The 20,457-nt window shown below is 73.3% G+C and carries 15 protein-coding genes; 8 read left to right on the plus strand and 7 right to left on the minus strand.

Annotated elements, in window-relative coordinates; translation table 11 throughout:
* Positions 1–7 precede the first annotated feature (7 nt).
* Both MTR79_RS25100 and MTR79_RS25105 read left to right on the plus strand, forming a co-directional pair.
* Positions 8–934: a rhomboid family intramembrane serine protease gene (locus MTR79_RS25100; RefSeq protein ID WP_244792012.1), complete on the plus strand. Its 927-nt coding sequence runs from the start codon at positions 8–10 to the stop codon at positions 932–934.
* The gene (locus tag MTR79_RS25105) at positions 931–1,845 is read left to right on the plus strand and encodes a chitosanase (protein ID WP_244792013.1); all 915 of its coding nucleotides are present in this window, start codon (positions 931–933) and stop codon (positions 1,843–1,845) included. The genes MTR79_RS25100 and MTR79_RS25105 overlap by 4 nt, the downstream gene beginning before the upstream one ends.
* A 96-nt stretch (positions 1,846–1,941) precedes the next feature.
* Here the strand turns inward: MTR79_RS25105 and MTR79_RS25110 are convergent, their stop codons facing one another.
* From MTR79_RS25110 to MTR79_RS25120, 3 genes are all read right to left on the minus strand, one after another.
* On the minus strand, positions 1,942–3,405 hold the full coding sequence (locus MTR79_RS25110) for a glutamate synthase subunit beta (protein WP_086700594.1): 1,464 nt from the start codon (positions 3,403–3,405) through the stop codon (positions 1,942–1,944).
* Positions 3,398–8,002 (minus strand): glutamate synthase large subunit, encoded by a 4,605-nt coding sequence (gltB, locus tag MTR79_RS25115; protein WP_244792014.1) that lies wholly within the window; start codon positions 8,000–8,002, stop codon positions 3,398–3,400. Before gltB ends, MTR79_RS25110 begins: the two co-directional genes overlap by 8 nt.
* 373 nt (positions 8,003–8,375) lie before the next feature.
* A complete protein-coding gene (locus MTR79_RS25120; protein ID WP_086700591.1) occupies positions 8,376–9,107 on the minus strand; it encodes a VIT1/CCC1 transporter family protein in 732 nt (243 codons plus the stop codon).
* Between the two features lie 292 nt (positions 9,108–9,399).
* On the opposite strand from MTR79_RS25120, the gene MTR79_RS25125 reads away from it, so the two are divergent.
* From MTR79_RS25125 to MTR79_RS25150, 6 genes are read left to right on the plus strand one after another with little or no spacing between them, the layout of a single operon-like run.
* Positions 9,400–10,404, plus strand: a complete 1,005-nt coding sequence (locus MTR79_RS25125) for an ADP-ribosylglycohydrolase family protein (protein ID WP_189366146.1) — start codon at positions 9,400–9,402, stop codon at positions 10,402–10,404.
* A complete protein-coding gene (locus tag MTR79_RS25130; RefSeq protein ID WP_122216888.1) occupies positions 10,401–11,627 on the plus strand; it encodes an ADP-ribosylglycohydrolase family protein in 1,227 nt (408 codons plus the stop codon). The genes MTR79_RS25125 and MTR79_RS25130 overlap by 4 nt, the downstream gene beginning before the upstream one ends.
* A 7-nt stretch (positions 11,628–11,634) precedes the next feature.
* Positions 11,635–12,807, plus strand: a complete 1,173-nt coding sequence (locus MTR79_RS25135; protein WP_244792015.1) for an ADP-ribosylglycohydrolase family protein — start codon at positions 11,635–11,637, stop codon at positions 12,805–12,807.
* Positions 12,795–14,171, plus strand: a complete 1,377-nt coding sequence (locus tag MTR79_RS25140) for an ADP-ribosylglycohydrolase family protein (RefSeq protein ID WP_244792016.1) — start codon at positions 12,795–12,797, stop codon at positions 14,169–14,171. Before MTR79_RS25135 ends, MTR79_RS25140 begins: the two co-directional genes overlap by 13 nt.
* Positions 14,168–15,391 (plus strand): CoA transferase, encoded by a 1,224-nt coding sequence (locus tag MTR79_RS25145; RefSeq protein WP_114873498.1) that lies wholly within the window; start codon positions 14,168–14,170, stop codon positions 15,389–15,391. Before MTR79_RS25140 ends, MTR79_RS25145 begins: the two co-directional genes overlap by 4 nt.
* Positions 15,388–16,218 carry a CoA ester lyase gene (locus MTR79_RS25150; RefSeq protein ID WP_086704179.1) on the plus strand — a complete coding sequence of 277 codons (831 nt, stop codon included), beginning with the start codon at positions 15,388–15,390 and terminating at the stop codon, positions 16,216–16,218. The genes MTR79_RS25145 and MTR79_RS25150 overlap by 4 nt, the downstream gene beginning before the upstream one ends.
* A 67-nt stretch (positions 16,219–16,285) precedes the next feature.
* Here MTR79_RS25150 and lgt read toward each other — a convergent pair whose 3' ends face one another.
* The 4 genes from lgt to trpB form a co-directional block, all read right to left on the minus strand.
* Positions 16,286–17,320 (minus strand): prolipoprotein diacylglyceryl transferase, encoded by a 1,035-nt coding sequence (gene lgt / locus MTR79_RS25155; protein WP_086704180.1) that lies wholly within the window; start codon positions 17,318–17,320, stop codon positions 16,286–16,288.
* A gap of 84 nt (positions 17,321–17,404) precedes the next feature.
* Positions 17,405–18,181, minus strand: coding sequence for a thioredoxin domain-containing protein (locus tag MTR79_RS25160; RefSeq protein ID WP_244792017.1), 777 nt, complete (start codon positions 18,179–18,181; stop codon positions 17,405–17,407).
* 102 nt (positions 18,182–18,283) lie between these two features.
* On the minus strand, positions 18,284–19,099 hold the full coding sequence (gene trpA, locus MTR79_RS25165; protein WP_086704184.1) for a tryptophan synthase subunit alpha: 816 nt from the start codon (positions 19,097–19,099) through the stop codon (positions 18,284–18,286).
* The gene (gene trpB / locus MTR79_RS25170; protein WP_122216896.1) at positions 19,096–20,379 is read right to left on the minus strand and encodes a tryptophan synthase subunit beta; all 1,284 of its coding nucleotides are present in this window, start codon (positions 20,377–20,379) and stop codon (positions 19,096–19,098) included. The genes trpA and trpB overlap by 4 nt, the downstream gene beginning before the upstream one ends.
* Positions 20,380–20,457: the final 78 nt, after the last annotated feature.

The following is a 20,457-nucleotide window of genomic DNA, read 5'->3' on the forward strand; positions in this document are numbered from 1 at the left end:
CCGGCCTGTGGAACCCGAGTCCGCCGTCACCACCTGCTACCGCCATCCACGGGTGGAATGCCATGTGCGCTGCGTCCGCTGCGAGCGGTACATCTGCCCGGACTGCATGCGCGAGGCCGCCGTGGGCCACCAGTGCCCCGACTGCGTGCGGGAGGGCGCCCGGTCGGTGCGGCAGGCACGCACCCTGGTGGGCGGCCGGGTCTCCGTCGTGCCCGTGGTCACGTACGCGCTGATCGCCCTCAACGTGCTGGCGTACCTGGCGGAGGTGGTCCGGCCGGAGGTCGTGGACCGGTTCGCGATGGTGGGCGCGGGGCTGCTCGGCCCGGACGGCGGCCACTACGTGTGGACGCAGCCGTACCCGGCGGACTTCACCCCGGAGGGGGTCGCGGGCGGCGAGTGGTACCGGCTGCTGACCGGCGCGTTCCTGCACCTGCCGCCCACGGAGGGGACGTTCGGCGTCGTCCACGTGGTGATGAACATGGCGGTGCTGTGGAACCTGGGCCGGGTGGTCGAGCCGATGCTCGGCCGGGTCCACTACCTCGCCCTGTATCTGCTGTCGGCACTGGGCGGTTCGGTGCTGGTGCTGCTGCTCGCGCCCTCGGAGCCCACGGTCGGGGCCTCCGGCGCGCTGTTCGGGGTCGGCGCCGCCTACTACGTGGTGTCCCGGCGGGTGGGCGCCGACATGCGCGGGGTGAACCGCTTCATGACCGGGCTGCTGCTGTGGCTGGTGGTCTCCGCGTTCTTCACGTCGTGGCAGGGCCATCTGGGCGGGCTGCTGGCCGGCGGCCTGGTGGCGCTCGCGTTCGCCTGGGCGCCGCGCGACGGACGCCGCGTGCTGGTCCAGGCCGGCGCGTGCGCGGGGCTGGTGGTGCTGCTCGCCGTCCTGGCGGCGGTCAAGGTGTCGGACCTGACAGGTGGAGGGATCCCCCAGTGAAACGTGCCGGTGTGCTCTTCCTCGCGGGCGTCCCCGTGGTCGCCACGGCGGTGTACTTCGTCCTGCCGTCGGGAGCCGCCGACGCCCCCGCCGCCCCGACGTCGGTCGGCGCACAGTCCTCCCGCGACGACGCCAAGGACCGGGCCGAGCAGGACCACGGGCAGAAGCAGGACAAGGACGACGCGATCATCGCCTCCCTGCCGCCCGGCCTCGCCGCCCCCGACCGGAAGGAGCTGGCCCACCGGCTGGTGTCGAGCGCCGAGCACTCCACCACCGACTGGCGCTCCACCTACGGGATCATCGAGGACCGCGACGACGACTGCGGCTACACCGCGGGCATCATCGGCTTCTGTACCGGCACCCACGACCTGCTCACCCTGGTGGAGCACTACACCGGGAGCCACCCCGGCAACGGCCTCGCGCGCTATCTGCCCGCCCTGCGGAAGGTCGACGGCACCGACTCGCACGAGGGACTCGACCCGGGCTTCACCGACGCGTGGAAGGCGGAGTCGGAGCTGCCGGAGTTCCGCGCGGCGCAGGAGGAGGAGCGCGACCGCGTCTACTTCGAGCCGGCGGTCCGCCTCGCCAAACTGGACGGCCTGGGCGCACTCGGCCAGTTCGTGTACTACGACGCGATGGTCTTCCACGGCACCGGCACCGACGAGAGCGGCTTCTACGCGCTGCGTGAGCGCACCCTGAAGAAGGCGAAGACTCCCGCCGCGGGCGGCTCGGAGAAGGCGTACCTGGACGCCTTCCTCGACGTCCGCCGCGCCACCATGCTCACCCGCTACCCGGACCGCGACACCTCCCGCGTCGACACCGCGCAGCGCCGTTTCCTCCAGGCCGGGAACCTCGGGCTGGACACCCCGCTCACCTGGGAGATGTACGGGGACTCCTACACCCTGTCCTGAACATGTTGCGGCGCCTGCCCAGTCGGTCCGGTCGGGGACTGGCGGGCAGGCGCCGCGGTGTTCCGCACGCCTTTGTGCGGGACGTTCTCAGGGGTGTCAGACCGCCAGGGCGCGGTCCGTCGGGCGGATCGGGGCGGGCAGGGCGCTCGCCCCCGTCAGGAACCGGTCGCAGCCGCGGGCGGCCGAGCGGCCCTCGGCGATCGCCCACACGATGAGCGACTGGCCGCGGCCCGCGTCACCCGCGACGAACACGCCGGGCACGTTGGTCTGGAAGTCGGCGTCACGGGCGATGTTGCCGCGCTCGTCGAGCTCCAGGCCGAACTGCTCGACCAGGCCGTTCTCCCGGTCGGTGCCGGTGAAACCCATCGCGAGGGTGACCAGTTGGGCGGGGATCTTCCGCTCCGTGCCCGGCTTCTGCGTCAGCTTGCCGTCGACGAACTCGACCTCGGTGAGGTGCAGCCACTGGACGTTGCCGTCCTCGTCGCCCTCGAAGTGGGTGGTGGAGACGGAGTAGACCCGCTCGCCGCCCTCCTCGTGCGCGCTGGTGACCTTGTACAGCATGGGGAACGTCGGCCAGGGCTGGGCGATCGGGTCCCGCTCGTCGTTCGGGCGGGGCATGATCTCCAGCTGCGTCACCGAGGCGGCGCCCTGTCGGTGGGCGGTGCCCACGCAGTCGGCGCCGGTGTCGCCGCCGCCGATCACGACGACGTGCTTGCCCTCGGCGGTGATGGGAGGGGAGACGTAGTCGCCCTCCTGCACCTTGTTCGCCAGCGGCAGGTACTCCATCGCCTGGTGGATGCCCTTGAGCTCGCGGCCGGGCACCGGCAGGTCGCGCGCGGTGGTGGCGCCGACGGCGAGGACCACGGCGTCGTACCGCTTGCGCAGCGCGGTGGCGGGCATGTCGCGGCCGATCTCGACGCCGGTGCGGAACTTGGTGCCCTCCGCGCGCATCTGCTCGATCCGGCGGTTGATGTGCCGCTTCTCCATCTTGAACTCGGGGATGCCGTACCGGAGGAGGCCTCCGATGCGGTCCGCGCGCTCGTAGACGGCGACGGTGTGGCCGGCCCGGGTCAGCTGCTGGGCGGCGGCCAGACCCGCGGGTCCTGAGCCGACCACCGCGACGGTCTTGCCGGACAGGCGCTCGGGGATCTGCGGCGCGACGTCGCCGGTCTCCCACGCCTTGTCGATGATCGAGACCTCGACGTTCTTGATGGTGACCGGCGGCTGGTTGATGCCGAGCACGCACGCCGACTCGCACGGGGCGGGGCACAGCCGCCCGGTGAACTCGGGGAAGTTGTTCGTGGCGTGCAGCCGGTCGCTCGCCGCGCCCCAGTCCTCGCGGTAGGCGTAGTCGTTCCACTCGGGGATGAGGTTCCCGAGCGGACAGCCGTTGTGGCAGAACGGGATGCCGCAGTCCATGCAGCGGCTGGCCTGCTTGCTGATGATCGGCAGCAGGGAGCCGGGGACGTAGACCTCGTTCCAGTCCTTCTTGCGCTCCTCGGCCGGCCGGGACGTGGCGACCTCGCGGCCGTGGTTCAGAAAGCCCTTCGGGTCAGCCATTGATCGCCGCCTCCATCATCTTCTCGGTGATCTCGGTCTCGGACAGACCGGCTCGCTCGGCGGCGTCCTTGGCGGCGAGCACTGCCTTGTACGTGCTGGGGATGATCTTGCTGAAGCGCTCCACGGCGGTGTCCCAGTCGGCGAGCAGCTTCTCGGCGACGGTGGAGCCCGTCTCCTCCTGGTGCCGGCGGACCACGTCGTGCAGCCACTGCTTGTCGGCGTCGTCCAGCACCTCGACGGAGGCGAGGTTGCCGGCGTTGACGTTGTCCCGGTCCAGGTCGATGACGTACGCGACGCCACCGGACATGCCGGCCGCGAAGTTGCGCCCGGTCTCGCCGAGGACGACCGCGTGACCGCCCGTCATGTACTCGCAGCCGTGGTCGCCCACGCCCTCGGAGACGACCAGCGCGCCGGAGTTGCGGACGCAGAACCGCTCGCCGGTCTTGCCGCGCAGGAACATCTCGCCGCCGGTGGCGCCGTAGGCGAGCGTGTTGCCCGCGATGACGCTGTACTCGGCGAGGTGGTCGGCGCCGCGGTCCGGGCGGACCACGATCCGGCCGCCGGACAGGCCCTTGCCGACGTAGTCGTTGGCGTCGCCCTCCAGGCGCAGCGTGACACCGCGCGGGACGAAGGCGCCGAACGACTGGCCGGCGGAGCCGGTGAAGGTGATGTCGATGGTGTCGTCGGGCAGGCCCGCGCCGCCGAACTTCTTGGTCACCTCGTGGCCGAGCATGGTGCCGACCGTGCGGTTGATGTTGCGGATGGCGACCTGGGCGCGCACCGGCTGGGCGTCCTCGGCCCCCGAGGCGGAGAGCGCGTCGGCGGCGAGCTTGATCAGCTCGTTGTCGAGCGCCTTCTCCAGGCCGTGGTCCTGGCCGACCACCTGGTGGCGGGCGGCGCCCTCGGGCAGCTCGGGCACGTGGAACAGCGGCTCGAGCTCCAGGCCCTGCGCCTTCCAGTGGTTCACCGCGCGGGTCACGTCCAGCACCTCGGCGTGGCCGACAGCCTCGTCGATGGAGCGGAAGCCCAGCTCGGCGAGGAGCTCGCGGACCTCCTCGGCGATGAACCGGAAGAAGTTCACCACGTACTCGGCCTTGCCGGAGTAGCGGTCACGCAGCACCGGGTTCTGGGTGGCGATGCCGACCGGGCAGGTGTCCAGATGGCAGACGCGCATCATGACGCAGCCGGAGACGACGAGCGGCGCGGTGGCGAAGCCGAACTCCTCGGCGCCGAGCAGCGCGGCGATCACCACGTCGCGGCCGGTCTTCAGCTGGCCGTCGGTCTGCACGACGATGCGGTCGCGCAGGCCGTTGAGCAGCAGGGTCTGCTGGGTCTCGGCGAGGCCGAGCTCCCAGGGGCCGCCGGCGTGCTTCAGCGACGTCAGCGGGGAGGCGCCGGTGCCGCCGTCGTGGCCGGAGATCAGCACGACGTCCGCGTGGGCCTTGGAGACGCCCGCGGCGACGGTGCCGACGCCGACCTCGGAGACCAGCTTGACGTGAATGCGCGCCTGGGGGTTGGCGTTCTTCAGGTCGTGGATCAGCTGGGCGAGGTCCTCGATCGAGTAGATGTCGTGGTGCGGCGGCGGGGAGATGAGCCCCACGCCCGGCGTCGAGTGACGCGTCTTCGCGACCCACGGGTAGACCTTGTGGCCGGGCAGCTGGCCGCCCTCGCCGGGCTTGGCGCCCTGGGCCATCTTGATCTGGATGTCGTCGGAGTTGACCAGGTACTCGGACGTCACGCCGAAGCGGCCGGAGGCGACCTGCTTGATGGACGACCGGCGGGCCGGGTCGTACAGGCGCTCCGGGTCCTCGCCGCCCTCACCGGTGTTGGACTTGCCGCCCAGCTGGTTCATGGCGATGGCGAGGGTCTCGTGCGCCTCCTGCGAGATGGAGCCGTACGACATGGCGCCGGTGGAGAACCGCTTGACGATCTCGGAGACCGGCTCGACCTCCTCCACCGGGATGGGCTGCCGGCCGGACTTGAAGCCGAACAGGCCGCGCAGCGTCATCAGCCGCTCGGACTGCTCGTTCACGCGCTCCGTGTACTTCTTGAAGATGTCGTAGCGGCCCGAGCGGGTGGAGTGCTGGAGGCGGAAGACCGTCTCCGGGTCGAACAGGTGCGGCTCGCCCTCACGGCGCCACTGGTACTCGCCGCCGATGTCCAGCGCGCGGTGCGCCGGGGCGATGCCGGAGGCGGGGTACGCCTTGGCGTGGCGGGCGGCGACCTCCTTGGCGATCACGTCGATGCCGACGCCACCGATCTTGCTGGTGGTGCCGTTGAAGTACTTTTCGACGAAGGACTCCTCCAGGCCGACGGCCTCGAAGACCTGCGCGCCGCGGTAGGAGGCGACCGTGGAGATGCCCATCTTGGACATCACCTTCAGGACGCCCTTGCCCAGGGCGTGGATGAGGTTGCGGATGGCCTTCTCGGGCTCGCCGTCGACGGCCTGCAGGAAGGTGCCCGCGCGGACCAGGTCCTCGACGGACTCCATGGCCAGGTACGGGTTGACCGCGGCGGCGCCGTAGCCGATGAGCAGGGCGACGTGGTGGACCTCGCGGACGTCGCCGGCCTCGACCAGCAGGCCCACCTGGGTGCGCTGCTTGGTGCGGATGAGGTGGTGGTGGACGGCCGCGGTGAGCAGCAGCGACGGGATCGGCGCGTGCTCGGCGTCGGAGTGCCGGTCGGACAGGACGATCAGCCGGGCGCCGTTCTCGATGGCGGAGTCGGCCTCGGCGCAGATGTCCTCGATGCGGGCGGCGAGGGCCTCGCCGCCGCCGGCCACCCGGTACAGGCCGGAGAGGGTCGCGGCCTTGAAGCCGGGCATGTCGCCGTCGGCGTTGATGTGGATGAGCTTGGCCAGCTCGTCGTTGTCGATCACCGGGAAGGGCAGCGTGACGCTGCGACACGCGGCGGCCGTCGGCTCCAGCAGGTTGCCCTGCGGGCCGAGCGAGGAGCGCAGGGAGGTGACCAGCTCCTCGCGGATCGCGTCCAGCGGCGGGTTGGTGACCTGCGCGAACAGCTGGGTGAAGTAGTCGAACAGCAGCCGCGGGCGCTCGCTGAGCGCGGCGATCGGCGAGTCGGTGCCCATGGAGCCGATGGGCTCGGCGCCGGTCTTGGCCATCGGCGCGAGGAGGACGCGCAGCTCCTCCTCGGTGTAGCCGAAGGTCTGCTGGCGGCGGGTGACCGAGGCGTGCGTGTGCACGATGTGCTCGCGCTCGGGCAGGTCGGACAGCTCGATCTCGCCGGCCTCGAGCCACTCCTCGTAGGGGTGCTCGGCGGCGAGCTGCGACTTGATCTCGTCGTCCTCGATGATCCGGTGTTCGGCGGTGTCCACGAGGAACATGCGGCCGGGCTGCAGACGGCCCTTGCGGACGACCCTCGCCGGGTCGATGTCGAGGACGCCGACCTCCGAGCCGAGGACGACCAGGCCGTCGTCGGTGACCCAGTAGCGGCCGGGGCGCAGGCCGTTGCGGTCGAGCACGGCGCCGACCTGGGTGCCGTCGGTGAAGGTGACGCAGGCCGGGCCGTCCCAGGGCTCCATCATGGTGGAGTGGTACTGGTAGAAGGCGCGCCGGGCCGGGTCCATGGAGTCGTGGTTCTCCCACGCCTCCGGGATCATCATCAGCACGGAGTGGGGCAGCGAACGGCCGCCCAGGTGCAGCAGCTCCAGCACCTCGTCGAAGGACGCGGAGTCGGACGCGTCGGGCGTGCAGACCGGGAAAATACGCTCGAGGTCCTTCTCCGTGCCGAACAGGTCGGACATCAGCTGGGACTCACGGGCGCGCATCCAGTTGCGGTTGCCCTTGACGGTGTTGATCTCACCGTTGTGCGCGACGAAGCGGTACGGGTGCGCGAGCGGCCACGACGGGAAGGTGTTCGTGGAGAACCGGGAGTGGACCAGCGCGATCGCGGAGCCGAAGCGGCGGTCGGAGAGGTCCGGGAAGAAGGGCTCGAGCTGGCCGGTGGTCAGCATGCCCTTGTAGACGATGGTCCGCGCGGACAGCGACGGGAAGTAGACGCCCACTTCGCGCTCGGCGCGCTTGCGCACCACGAACGCCTTGCGGTCCAGGTCGATGCCCGTGCCAGCCCCGTCGGTGACGAAGAGCTGACGGAAGACCGGCATGGTCGAGCGTGCGGTGGCGCCGAGCAGCTGGGGCGCGACCGGCACCTCGCGCCAGCCGAGGACGGTGAGCCCCTCGGCGGCGGCGATCTCCTCGATGCGGGCGACGGCCTCGCCGGTGCCCTGCTCGGGGAGGAAGGCGATGCCGACGGCGTAGCCGCCCGCCGCGGGCAGCTCGAATCCGGCCACCTCGCGGAAGAAGGCGTCCGGGATCTGGGAGAGGATGCCCGCGCCGTCGCCGGAGTCCGGCTCGGAACCGGTGGCGCCTCGGTGCTCGAGGTTGCGCAGGACGGTGAGGGCCTGCTCGACCAGGGTGTGGGACGCCTCGCCGGTAAGGGTGGCGACGAAGCCGACGCCGCAGGCGTCGTGCTCGTTGCGGGGGTCGTACATACCCTGCGCAGCAGGGCGAGCATCCATGAACGACCAGCTCGCGCGGTCGTTCGAGGAATGCTGGGACGGCTGGCGCGGCGTACGCATCGGCTCTCCCGTCGTCGTCAATTGGCATTCGTGCAAGTGCCGAGGGACGACGTTGGCCCTCTGCGTGGCTAAATTTCGTGCAGGTTACATGATGGAGTGACTCTCGGGAACCGGGACAATCCGTTCCAGCATGCGGACATCGTCCGGGTCGCGCGGGGTTCCGCGCCCGTCGACGGAGGCTGTGGGGGGCCTGTCCGGACAGAACAGATCGGTGTCCGTCGGCCCGATGGCGGGACGAGGCCTCTTCGCCTCCTCCGCCGGGCACGCCGTCGGCCTCGTTGCCTGCAGCGCGTACGGCTCATGCCCACTGGTCACACACTCGAAACCAGCGAGTAATGATTATTTATGCGACGCTCCGCATAGGCGCAAGAGGTCATCCTACGGCGATTCCGAAAAGCGACCCCAGGGCGTACGTCACACCGGCCGCCGCGCCGCCGAGCGCGAGCTGCCGCAGACCGCTGTACCACCAGGAGCGCGCCGTGACCTTCGCCACCACGGCCCCGCACAGGAAGAGCCCGAGCAGCGCGACCAGCACGGCCGGCCACAGGCTGCTCGCGCCGAGCAGGTAGGGCAGGACCGGCAGCAGCGCGCCCAGCGCGAAGGACCCGAAGCTGGAGACCGCGGCGACGGTCGGCGAGGGCAGGTCGCCGGGGTCGATGCCCAGTTCCTCGCGGGCGTGTATCTCCAGCGCCTGCTCGGGGTCGCGGGAGAGCTGCCGCGCGACCTCGCGGGCCAGGCCGGGCTCCACGCCGCGCGACTCGTAGAGCGCGGCCAGCTCGGCCTCCTCGTCCTTGGGGTGTTTGCGCAGCTCCCTGCGCTCCACGTCCAGCTCGGCCTCGACCAGCTCGCGCTGGGAGGCCACGGAGGTGTACTCGCCGGCCGCCATGGAGAAGGCGCCGGCGGCCAGTCCGGCCAGGCCGCTGAGGACGATCGTCTGCTGGCTGACAGCGCCGCCCGCGACGCCGGTCATCAGGGCGAGGTTGGAGACCAGGCCGTCCATGGCGCCGAACACCGCGGGGCGCAGCCATCCCCCGTTGACGTCGCGGTGGGTGTGGTTGTCGCGGTGCGCCTCGTGGAGCGTCGCCTCGGTCTCGATGATGGCCATGCCGGATCCCCCTGGGTTCTGCAGGCGCCTCACTTCCGGACACCCGCGCGGATGCGAATTGGACTCATTCCAATTTTTGACGCCGCCCAGTCTACGCCTCGGCGGAACCCCCTGCCAGCAAGGAAAGGCTGCGCTAACCAGCGCTTTTGCCTCCTGCCCCGGTCCGCTCGGACGCCCCGCGCATCTCGTCCGGGTGACGCTCCCACGCACGAGGCTGCGGCGGACACGGCACCGGGGACAGTTCCGCAAAGGGCCGGCGCCCCACGGGGCGCGGCTGAGAGGAGAGCCGCGTATGGCATCGACCGCCCGCATCCCCTCGGCGCCCGCGCCCGGGGACGCCCCCGGGCTTCGCGAACGGGCCCGCGGCGCACTGCTCGGCCTGGCAGTCGGCGACGCGCTGGGCGCCCCCGCCGAGAACTTGAAGCCCTCCGAGATCCGCGCGAAGTGGGGCCGCGTCACGGGCTACGTGAGCGACCCCCCGGCCGGCACGGACGACACCGAGTACGCGATCTTCTCGGGCCTGCTGGCCGCCCGGCACGGCTCCGCGCTCACCCCCGCGCACGTCGAGGCGGCCTGGCACGAGTGGATCGCGGACCGTGCCGAGGGCCCCTTCCGAGGCGCCGGCTTCAGCGAGCGGGGCACCCTGGAGAACCTGCGCCGGGGCCTGGCCGCGCCCATCTCCGCCCAGCACCGCCACGCCTGGAGCGACGGGCTGGCGATGCGGGCGGCGCCGTACGGCGTGCACGCGGCCGGGCGCCCCGACGAGGCGGCCCGGCTCGCGGCGATCGACGGCTCGGTCAGCCACGACGGGGAGGGCATCTACGGCGGCCGGGCGGTCGCGGCGGGCGTCGCGGCGGCCATGGCCGGGGCGCCGGTGGTCACGGTCGTGGCCTCGGCGCTCGCGGTGGTGCCGGAGGACTCCTGGACCGCCCGCTCGCTGCGCCGCGCGGTGACCGCCGCCCACCACGGCGAGCGGGCGGTCCGCACCGCGGTGGTGATCGGCGGCTACCCCTGGACCGACCTGGCCCCGGAGGCGGTGGCCCTGGCCTTCGGCGCCTACGCGGCGGCCGACGGCGACTTCGAACAGGCGGTGCTGACCGCCGTGAACATGGGCCGCGACGCCGACACCACGGCCGCCGTGGCCGGTGCGCTGGCCGGTGCGACCCAGGGTGTCGCCGCCGTCCCCGAACGCTGGGCCGCGGCCATCACCCCGGCCCGCGGCACCTGTCTGCCCGCCATGGCCGGCCACCACGTCCTCGACATCGCGGACCTGCTGACCCCGGAGACCCCCACATGACCTCCACCACCCCCGCCCCCGTCACCGACGGCACCCTCGCCCCCGCACCCGGGCAGGACGACGCGGCCCCGGCGCCGCGCACGCCCGACGCGCCCGCACCCCGTCCGCCCCGCGCGGCCGTCGAGGGCCTGCTCCTCGGACTCGCCGCCGGGGACGCCGCCGGCTGGCCGGCCGCCCGGCACCGGGCCGCCCGCATGCCCGAGTGGACCCGGCGCCTCACCCGCGAGCTGGACACCTTCGCCGAGCAGAACGCCACCACCACGCTCCCGGTCCCCATCGCCCTGAACCAGCCTCCCGAACCGCTCCGCCTCGGCCCGTCCGACGACGCCGAGTGGGCCGCGTTCGCCGCCGAGGCGGTGCTGCGCGCGGGCGACGACATGGTGCTCGGCGACCTGAGCCGGGAGCGCCGCACCCGCGCCGCCATCGACCTCACCTGGAACGCGGTCGCGGCCGAGGTCGCCGCCGCCACCGAGCGGGCCCCCGAGACCGAGTCCGCCGTGCTGCCGCTGCGCGCCCGTATCTCCGTGCGCGCAGGACTCGGCAACCTCGCCACCGGGCTGCGCCCGCCCGCCTCCGGCCACGACAACCCGCACTACTTCGACGACGCCGCCTGCGTCCGGGCCTGCGTGCTGGCCGTGGCCCACCCGGGCGACCCCCGGGCCGCCGCCGACCTCGCCGAGTTCGACGCCCGCTACACCCAGGACGGCGACGGTGTGCACGGCGCCCGCGCCATGGCCGCCGCCGTGTCCCTGGCGCTCACCGGGGCCGATCCGGCCGCCTGCGCGGCCGCCGCCTGCGCCGAACTGCCCGAGGACACCGAGATCGGCCGCAACGCCCGGCACGCCCTGGCGCTCGCGGCGGACGCCGACAGCGCCTTCGCCCTGGTACCGCCGTTGGAGCACCAGATCGTCGACCACGTCTACAGCTACGGCGTCGCCGCCGCCGAGACCGTCCCCGTCGCCCTCGCCCTGACCACCGCCGCCCGCGGCCGGATCGCGGAGGCGGTCCCGGCGGCGGCCTGTCTGTCCCGGGTCGCGGACTCCGCCCCGGCCCTGGCCGGCGCCCTCACCGGCGCGCTGGGCGGGAGTGCCGCGATCCCCGCGTCCTGGCGGGAGAGCTGCCGCACCCTGTCCGGCTGCGTCCTCCCCCGGCTCACCGGGACGGACCTGGTGGAACTCGCCGGACTGCTGGAAGCCGCCCGACCGACCGCCCCCGGAGGATGATCCCGGCATGACGCACGAAGACACCGAAAACACTCCCGCCCTGGACGAGCGGATCACCGGGGCGCTGGTGGGGGCGGCCGTCGGCGACGCCCTCGGCGGCCCGGTCGAGGGGTACTCCCCCGAACAGATCGCCGAGCGCCACGGCGGCCGCGTGCACGGCGTCGTCGGCCCGTGGCACGGCGACGACTGGCGCACCGCCCGGCCGATCGCGCCGTACCACAAGGGCGACGGGCACGTCACCGACGACACCCTGATGACCCACGCGCTGGTCCGGGTGTACGCGCGGGTCCGCGACCATCTGGACGCCTACGCGGTCGCCGACCACCTGGTCCCGGACCTGATGACGAACCCGCGCTGGATCCCGGAGCTGGAGGCGGAGACGCTCCCCCTGCACCGGATCTTCCTCGCCGAGAAGTGGCTGGTGGCCCGGCTGCACTACGGTCACGTCGACCCGCGCGAGGCGGGCGTGGGCAACATCGTCAACTGCGGCGCCGCGATGTACATGGCCCCCGTCGGCCTGGTCAACGCCACCCACCCGGCCGCCGCGTACGCCGAGGCCCTGGACGTGGCGGGCGCCCACCAGTCGTCGTACGGCAGGGAGGCGGCCGGGGTGTTCGCGGCGGCCGTGGCGGCGGCCTGCGCGCCGGACGCGACCCCGGACTCCGTCGTCGCCGCGTGCCTGTCCCTGGCCAAGGACGGCACCCGGGAGGCGATCGAGAAGGTCTGCGAGGAGGCCTCGCTCCACACCGACGTCGAGTCGGCGCTGCGCCCGCTGCGCGAGGCGGTCGCCCCCTACGACACCGTCGGGCCCGACTACCGCTCCCCCTCGCTGGGCGCGCGGCGGCCGTCGCGGCTGCACGCGATCGAGGAACTGCCGGTCGCGCTCGGCATGGTGGTGGCCGCTCGCGGCGACTTCCGGCACGCCGTGCTGGGCGCGGTGAACTACGGCCGTGACTGCGACTCCATCGCCACGATGGCCGGGGCGGTGACCGGCGCGCTCGGCTCCCCGGTGCCCGAGGAGTGGGCCAAGACCGTCGCGGAGGCCAGCCGCCTCGACCTGTGGGAGCCGGCCGCCACGCTCACCTCGGTGGCCCGCGACGTCTTCGCCCGGGACGTGGAGCGCCGCCGCGCCCACGAGCGGGCGTTCGCGCGGCTCGGAGGTGCCGGATGCTCCGACTGACCTGGGTCCAGCCCGAGGACCTCGTCGGCCACGAACTGCGCCAGGCCGCGCTGGACGGCCGGGAGGCGTCGGCGGTCGCCGCCCGCTGGCACGCGGCGGGCGGCCCTCCGGCCCCGCTCGCCGCCGGCGCCTCCCCCCGCCCCGTCTCCCGCTACCTCCGGCTGCTGGCCTGCGACCTGCTGGACGAGCTGGCCGAGCTGCCGAGCGCCCTCGCCGACGACGAGCCCTCCGACCTCGCCGAGATCCAGGCGCTGTGCCCCGAGTGGCCCCTCTCCCCCGGCGCCCCGGCCGCCTGGGACGGACCCGTGTTCGAGGCGCGGCTGGAGGCGGCCTGGCTCGGTCGCGCGGCCGGCTGTCTGCTGGGCAAGCCGGTGGAGAAGCTGCCGCTCGCCGCGATCCGCGCCTTGGCCCGCGCCGCCGGCAACTGGCCGCTGAGCGGCTGGTTCACCGCCCGGGGCGTCCCCGCCGAGCTGCTGGCGGAGCACCCCTGGAACCGGCGCTCCGCCCCCGTCTCCCTCGCCGAGAACATCGACGGCATGCCCGAGGACGACGACCTGAACTATCCGCTGCTCGCCCTGCTGGTGCTGCGCCGCCACGGTCGTCGCTTCACCACCGCGGATGTGGCCCGCGTCTGGCTCGACGAGCTGCCCGCGGGCCGCGCCTTCACCGCCGAGCGCATCGCCTACCGCAACCTGCTCTGCGGGCTCGAACCGCCGCTGACCGCCCGCCACCGCAACCCGTTCCGCGAGTGGATCGGCGCCCTGATCCGCGCCGACGCGCACGGCTGGACCAACCCGGGCGACCCGGGCGCCGCGGCCGAGCAGGCGTACCGCGACGCCGCCCTCACCCACACCGCCAGCGGCGTCTACGCGGCCATGTTCACCGCCGCCGTCATCGCCGCCGCGGCGGGCGGCGAGCGGGACGTCCACGCCTGTCTGCGCACCGGCCTCACCGTCGTCCCGCCCCGCTCCCGGCTCGCCCGGGCCGTGCGCGACGCCGTGGGGCTGGCCCGCGAGCACCGGGACTTCGACACCGTCGTCGACCTGCTGCACGAGGAGCACGGCGCCACCCACCACTGGGTGCACGCCGTCCCCAACACCGCTCTGCTGGCCGCCGCCCTCACCCATGCCGACGGGGACTTCACCGCCTCGATCTGCCGCGCGGTGTCCGGCGGCTGGGACACCGACTCGGTGGGCGCCACCGCCGGCAGCGTCGCCGGGCTGCTCGCCGGCTCGCCCCGCGCGCTCCCCGAGCGCTGGACGGCCCCGCTGAAGAACCGCCTGGCCACCTCCGTCGGCGACTTCGACGGCACCGGCTTCGACACCCTGGCCCGTCTCACCCATCTGGAGGCGTCCCGCCCATGACTCCCCCCGACCCGGCCCCCGCCGCACCGCACGCCGCTCCCCCGCTGGCCGGCCTGCGCGTACTGGACCTCGCCACCCTGTTCGCCGGCCCCCTCGCGGCCACCCTGCTCGGCGACTTCGGCGCCGACGTCGTCAAGGTCGAGCACCCGAGGAAGCCGGACCCCTCGCGCGGACACGGACCGTCCAAGGACGGCGTCGGCCTGTGGTGGAAGGTGCTCGGCCGCAACAAGCGGGCCATCACCCTCGACCTGTCCACCCCGGGCGGCCGGGACACGCTGCTGCGCCTGGTGCGCACCGCCGACGTGGTCGTGGAGAACTTCCGCCCCGGCACCCTGGAGAAGTGGGACCTGGGCTGGCCCGAGCTGTCCGCGGCCAACCCCCGGCTGGTGCTGGCGCGGGTCACCGGCTTCGGCCAGTTCGGCCCGTACGCGCACCGGCCGGGCTTCGGCACCCTCGCCGAGGCGATGAGCGGCTTCGCCGCGCTCACCGGCGAACCGGACGCGGCGCCGACCCTGCCGCCGTTCGGCCTCGCCGACTCCGTCGCGGGCCTCACCACCGCGTACGCGATCATGACGGCGCTCGCTGCCCGCGACCGCACGGGCCAGGGGCAGGTCGTCGACACGGCGCTGATCGAGCCGATCCTCGCCGCCCTCGGCCCCCACCCCACCTGGTACGACCAGCTCGGGTACGTCCAGCCGCGCACCGGCAACCGGTCGCAGAACAACGCCCCGCGCGGCACCTACCTCACCGCCGACGGCACCTGGGTCGCCGTCTCCACCTCGGCCCAGTCGATCGCCGAGCGGGTGATGGTCCTGGTGGGCCGCCCCGATCTGGTCGAGGCGCCCTGGTTCGCCACCGGCGAGGGCCGGGCCCGGCACGCGGACGTGCTGGACGAGGCGGTCGGCGGCTGGATCGCCCTCCACAGCCGCGCCGACGTGCTGGCCGCGTTCGAGAAGGCGGAGGCGGCCGTCGCCCCGGTGCAGGACGTCCGGGACGTCATGGCGGACCCGCAGTACCAGGCCCTCTCCACCGTCACCACGGTCGACGACCCGGAGCTCGGACCGCTGCGCATGCAGAACGTGCTGTTCCGGCTCTCCGCCACCCCGGGGGCGATCCGCTGGGCGGGCCGCCCGCACGGCGCGGACACCGAGGAGGTGCTGACCGAGCTGGGCCTCACCCCGGCCGACCTGGCGGAGCTGCGGGCGGAGGGCGCCGCATGAAGAGCATCCCGCTGACCTGGCTGTACGCCCCCGGCGACCGACCCGACGTGGTGGCGAAGGCGCTCACGGCGGGGGCGGACGTGGTGGTGGTCGACCTGGAGGACGCGGTGGCCCCGGACCGCAAGGCGTACGCCCGCGCGGCCACCGCCGAGCTGCTGCGCGACCCGCAGCCGGTGCCGGTGCACGTCCGCGTCAACGCCTTCGCCGGGCCCTGGGGACCGGCCGACGTGGCGGCGCTGGCCCCGGCGCCGGGCCTGTCCGGGCTGCGGCTGCCGAAGGTGTCCTCCCCGTCCGACGTGGTGCGGGTCGCCCGCCGGGCCGTCTCCGCGCGCGGCGGCTCCCCGCCCCTGTACGCGCTGCTGGAGAGCGCGCTGGGCGTCGAGCACGCCCACGCCGTGGCCACCGCGCACCCGGCGCTGCGCGGAATCACGCTCGGCGAGGCGGACCTGCGGGCCGACCTGGGGGTGCGCGAGGACGCGGGTCTTGACTGGTGCCGGGCCCGGGTGGTGGTCGCGGCCCGCGCTGCGGGGCTGGCCCCGCCTGCCCAGTCGGTGCACCCGGACATCCGCGACCTGGACGGCCTGGAGGCGTCCTGCGTGCGCGGGCGCGCCCTGGGCTTCCTGGGCAGGGCGGCGATCCATCCGCGCCAGCTCCCGGTCATCGAGCGGGCCTATCTGCCCACGGAACGGGAGATCGAGCAGGCGGAGAGGGTCCTCAAGGCGGCGGCGGCCACGCAGGGCGCGCAGGCGCTGCCGGACGGCACGTTCGTGGACGCGGCGGTGGTGACGGCGGCGCACCGGACGCTGGCGCTGGCCCACAAGCGGTGACCGGCCCGGACGCGCCGAGGGCGCCCGGGGTGTCCCCGGGCGCCCTCGGCGTGCGTACGCGGGTCGGTCAGCCCTTCTTGGCCGACCCGGCCCCGTCCTTGGATTCCTCCGGCTCCTCGGCGCCCTCCTGCTCCGCGGACGCCTCGGGCTCGTCCGGCTTCCCGGGCCTACCGGAGTCCTCGGTGTCCGGGGCGTCGCCCGTCGTCGCCTCCTCGGCGGGGGCGTCCTTCCCGGTCGCGTCGCCGTCGGTCTTCTTCGCGTCGGCGGCCGGGCCCTCGCCGTCGCCGGCGCCCGGCTCGACCACGGCCTCCCGGCCCGGACGCTTCCGGGCGGACAGCACGATGTAGAGCACCGCCAGCAGGAAGACCAGGAGGGCCGTCCAGTTGTTCAGCCGCAGGCCGAGGATGTGGTGGGCCTCGTCGACCCGCATGTACTCGATCCAGAAGCGGCCCGCGCAGTACCCGGCGACGTACAGCGCGAAGGCGCGGCCGTGTCCGAGTTCGAAGCGCCGGTCCGCCCAGATGACCAGCAGCGCCACGCCGACGCACCACAGCGACTCGTAGAGGAAGGTCGGGTGGTAGGTGCCCGGCATGCGGCCGTCGGCGGAGGAGGTGATCTCCACGGCCCACGGCAGGTCGGTCTCCCGCCCGTACAGCTCCTGGTTGAACCAGTTGCCCCAGCGGCCGATGGCCTGGGCGAGCGCGATGCCGGGGGCGATGGCGTCGGCGTAGGCGGGAAGCGGGATGCCTCGGCGGCGGCAGCCGATCCACGCGCCGAGCGCGCCCAGGGCGATGGCGCCCCAGATGCCGAGGCCGCCCTCCCAGATCTTGAAGGCGTCCACCCAGTCACGGCCCTCGCTGAAGTACAGCTGGTAGTCCGTGACCACGTGGTAGAGCCGGCCGCCGACCAGGCCGAACGGCACGGCCCAGACAGCGATGTCCGCCACCGTGCCGGCCCGCCCGCCCCGGGCGATCCAGCGCTTGTTGCCGAGCCAGACGGCTACGAAGACGCCGATGATGATGCAGAACGCGTAGCCGCGCAGCGGAACGGGGCCGAGGTACAGCACCCCGCTCGACGGGCTGGGAATGTAGGCAAGTTCCATGGCAGGACCGACGCTACCGTGCCGGACCGCCCGTACGGCAGGCAGCCCGGCTACGGCTCCATAACAGGCCCCGGTGAAAGGGCCCTAGGACTTGTTCGCCTCCTCGACCATCTGCTTGAGCTTCTCGGGCGTCATGGAACGGTCCTGGTAGATGTTCTGCCCCTCGAACAGCACCGTCGGGGTGCCGCTGAAGCCGCCCTTCTGGAAGGCCTCGTTGGACTTGACCACCCAGCTGTCGTGCGTGCCGTCCTCGACGCAGGTGCGGAACTCGGGGGTGTCGAGCCCGTCGACCTTGCTCGCCAGGTCGAACAGCTTGTCGTCGCTGGAGAAGGCGTCGTCGCTCTCCATCGGCTGGTTCTCGAACAGCACGTCGTGGTACGCGGTGAACTTCCCCGCGTCCTGGGCGCACGCGGCGGCGTTGGCCGCGTTCAGCGAGCCGCTGCCGCCGAGGCCGCCGTCGATCAGCGTGACCAGGTGGTACTCGACCTTCAGCTTGCCGGCCTCGGTCAGCTCGTTCAGCGTCGAGCTGTAGGTCTGCTCGAAGGCCTTGCAGGCGGGGCAGCGGAAGTCCTCCCAGACCGTGAGGGTGGCCTTGGCGTTCTCCTCGCCGACCGGGATGGCCAGGCCGTCCTTGCCCTGGGCCCCCGAGGGCGCCACCACCGGGCCGGACGCCTTGCTCTCGTCGTCCCCGCCGGAGTTGGCCGCGACGACGCCGATCACCGCCGCGAGTCCCAGGACGCAGACCACGCTCGCGCCCACGATCAGGGTGCGGCGCCGCTTCTCCGCCGTCTTCTGCTTCTCGCGCTCTGCCGCCATCCGCTCCCGGGCGGTGCGCTTTCCCTCACGGTTCTTGTCGCTCACACCCCGCAGAACGAACCGGGGAGGCACCCAGCGCCTCCCCGGTCCCAGGTCCACCCGTACGAGGGACCCCGACGGCCCGCCGCGGACGGCCGGCCGGTGCGGTCACACCTGTCCGCGCACGCCCTTGGCCAGCTCACCGGCGAGAGCGCGGACGGCCTCGACGCCCGCGGCGTCGTCGGGCGCGTCCAGCATCCGCTTCACGAAGGCCGAGCCGACGATCACCCCGTCGGCGAACCGGGCGACCTCCGCGGCCTGCGCCGGGTTGGACACTCCGAGTCCGACGCAGACGGGGGTGTCGGTGGTGGCACGGGTGCGCCGCACCAGGTCCTCGGCCTGGGAGCTGACCGACGCGCGGGTGCCGGTGACGCCCATGAGGGAGGCGGCGTAGACGAAGCCGCTGCCGGCCGCGGTGATCTCGGCGAGCCGCTCGTCCTTGCTGCTGGGCGCGACCACGAAGACGGTGGCCAGCCCGTGCTTCTCGGCGTGCTCGCGCCACAGCGCGGACTCCTGGACCGGCAGGTCGGGCAGGATGCACCCGGCGCCCCCGGCCTCCGCCAGCTCGGCGGTGAACCGCTCCACGCCGTAGCGGTCGATCGGGTTCCAGTACGTCATGACGAGGATCGGCGCGCCCGTGGCCGCGTGGGCCTCGCGCACCGTGCGCATCACGTCGGCGATGCGCACCCCGCCGCGCAGGGCGATGTCGTCGGCGGTCTGGATGACCGGGCCGTCCAGGACGGGGTCGCTGTGCGGCAGCCCCACCTCGACGACGTCGGCGCCGCCCTCGATCGCCGCCTTGACCGCCTCGATGCCGCCGTCCACGGTCGGGAACCCGGCCGGGAGGTAGGCGATCAGGGCGGAACGGCCCTCTTCCTTCGCCGCGGCGAGGGTGTCGCTCAGCAGCCGCACGTTCCCGCTCACTTGGCGTCCCCCTCGATCTCGGCGGTGCCGGAGGCGTTGTCCTCGACCTCGGCGTCCGTGTCGTACAGCCCGAAGTAGCGGGCCGCGGTGTCCATGTCCTTGTCGCCGCGCCCGGACAGGTTGACGACGATCAGCCCGTCCTTGCCCAGCTCCTTGCCGACCTCCAGGGCGCCGGCCAGGGCGTGCGCGGACTCGATGGCCGGGATGATGCCCTCGGTGCGCGACAGCAGGCGCAGGGCCTGCATGGCGGCGTCGTCGGTGACCGCCCGGTACTCGCCGCGGCCGCTGTCCTTGAGGAAGGCGTGCTCGGGGCCGATGCCCGGGTAGTCGAGACCCGCGGAGATCGAGTACGGCTCGGTGATCTGGCCCTCGTCGTCCTGGAGGACGTAGGAGCGGGAGCCGTGCAGGATTCCGGGCTCGCCGGCGGTGAGGGTGGCGGCGTGCTCGCCGGTCTCGATGCCGTGTCCGGCGGGCTCGCAGCCGATGAGGCGGACGCCCTCGTCGGGGATGAACGCGTGGAACAGGCCGATGGCGTTGGAGCCGCCGCCGACGCAGGCGACCGCGGCGTCGGGCAGCCGGCCGGCCTGCTCCAGCAGCTGGCGGCGGGCCTCCACGCCGATGACGCGGTGGAAGTCGCGGACCATCGCCGGGAAGGGATGCGGGCCCGCGACGGTGCCGAACAGGTAGTGGGTGCGGTCGACGTTGGCGACCCAGTCGCGGAACGCCTCGTTGATGGCGTCCTTGAGGGTGCGGCTGCCGGACTTCACGGCGACGACCTCGGCGCCGAGCATCCGCATCCGGGCCACGTTCAGCGCCTGACGCCGGGTGTCGATCTCGCCCATGTAGATCGTGCACTCGAGGCCGAACAGGGCGCAGGCGGTGGCGGTGGCCACGCCGTGCTGCCCCGCGCCGGTCTCGGCGATGACGCGGGTCTTGCCCATGCGCTTGGTGAGCAGGGCCTGGCCGAGCACGTTGTTGATCTTGTGCGAGCCGGTGTGGTTGAGGTCCTCGCGCTTGAGGAAGACGCGGGCGCCGCCGGCGTGCTCGGCGAAGCGGGGGACCTCGGTGAGGGCGCTGGGGCGGCCGGTGTAGTGCGCCAGGAGGGCGTCGAGCTCGCGGGCGAACTCGGGGTCGGACTTGGCCTTGTCGTACTCGACGGCGACCTCGTCGACGGCGGCGACGAGGGCCTCGGGGATGAACTTGCCGCCGAAGGCGCCGAAGTAGCCCTCCGTGGAAGGGGTTCGACCCTCCGGGTCGGGGATGAAGAAGGTGCTGGGCATGCGTGTACCTCACGGTGAGTGTGTGTGGACGACACTGAGCGCCGTGGGGGCGGGGTGGTTCGTCGGCCGCAGGCCGTA

This window comes from Streptomyces sp. BJ20 (genome assembly GCF_022869105.1).
GTDB lineage: Bacteria > Actinomycetota > Actinomycetes > Streptomycetales > Streptomycetaceae > Streptomyces > Streptomyces griseoincarnatus.

Excerpts from the sequence above, each read along its gene's own strand:
- lgt (WP_086704180.1), bottom strand. The coding sequence starts at position 17,320 with ATGGAACTTGCCTACATTCCCAGCCCGTCGAGCGGGGTGCTGTACCTC.
- MTR79_RS25125 (WP_189366146.1), top strand. The coding sequence starts at position 9,400 with ATGGCATCGACCGCCCGCATCCCCTCGGCGCCCGCGCCCGGGGACGCC.
- MTR79_RS25140 (WP_244792016.1), top strand. The coding sequence starts at position 12,795 with ATGCTCCGACTGACCTGGGTCCAGCCCGAGGACCTCGTCGGCCACGAA.
- MTR79_RS25145 (WP_114873498.1), top strand. The coding sequence starts at position 14,168 with ATGACTCCCCCCGACCCGGCCCCCGCCGCACCGCACGCCGCTCCCCCG.
- MTR79_RS25110 (WP_086700594.1), bottom strand. The coding sequence starts at position 3,405 with ATGGCTGACCCGAAGGGCTTTCTGAACCACGGCCGCGAGGTCGCCACG.
- gltB (WP_244792014.1), bottom strand. The coding sequence starts at position 8,002 with ATGCGTACGCCGCGCCAGCCGTCCCAGCATTCCTCGAACGACCGCGCG.
- MTR79_RS25120 (WP_086700591.1), bottom strand. The coding sequence starts at position 9,107 with ATGGCCATCATCGAGACCGAGGCGACGCTCCACGAGGCGCACCGCGAC.
- trpB (WP_122216896.1), bottom strand. The coding sequence starts at position 20,379 with ATGCCCAGCACCTTCTTCATCCCCGACCCGGAGGGTCGAACCCCTTCC.
- MTR79_RS25130 (WP_122216888.1), top strand. The coding sequence starts at position 10,401 with ATGACCTCCACCACCCCCGCCCCCGTCACCGACGGCACCCTCGCCCCC.
- MTR79_RS25150 (WP_086704179.1), top strand. The coding sequence starts at position 15,388 with ATGAAGAGCATCCCGCTGACCTGGCTGTACGCCCCCGGCGACCGACCC.
- MTR79_RS25135 (WP_244792015.1), top strand. The coding sequence starts at position 11,635 with ATGACGCACGAAGACACCGAAAACACTCCCGCCCTGGACGAGCGGATC.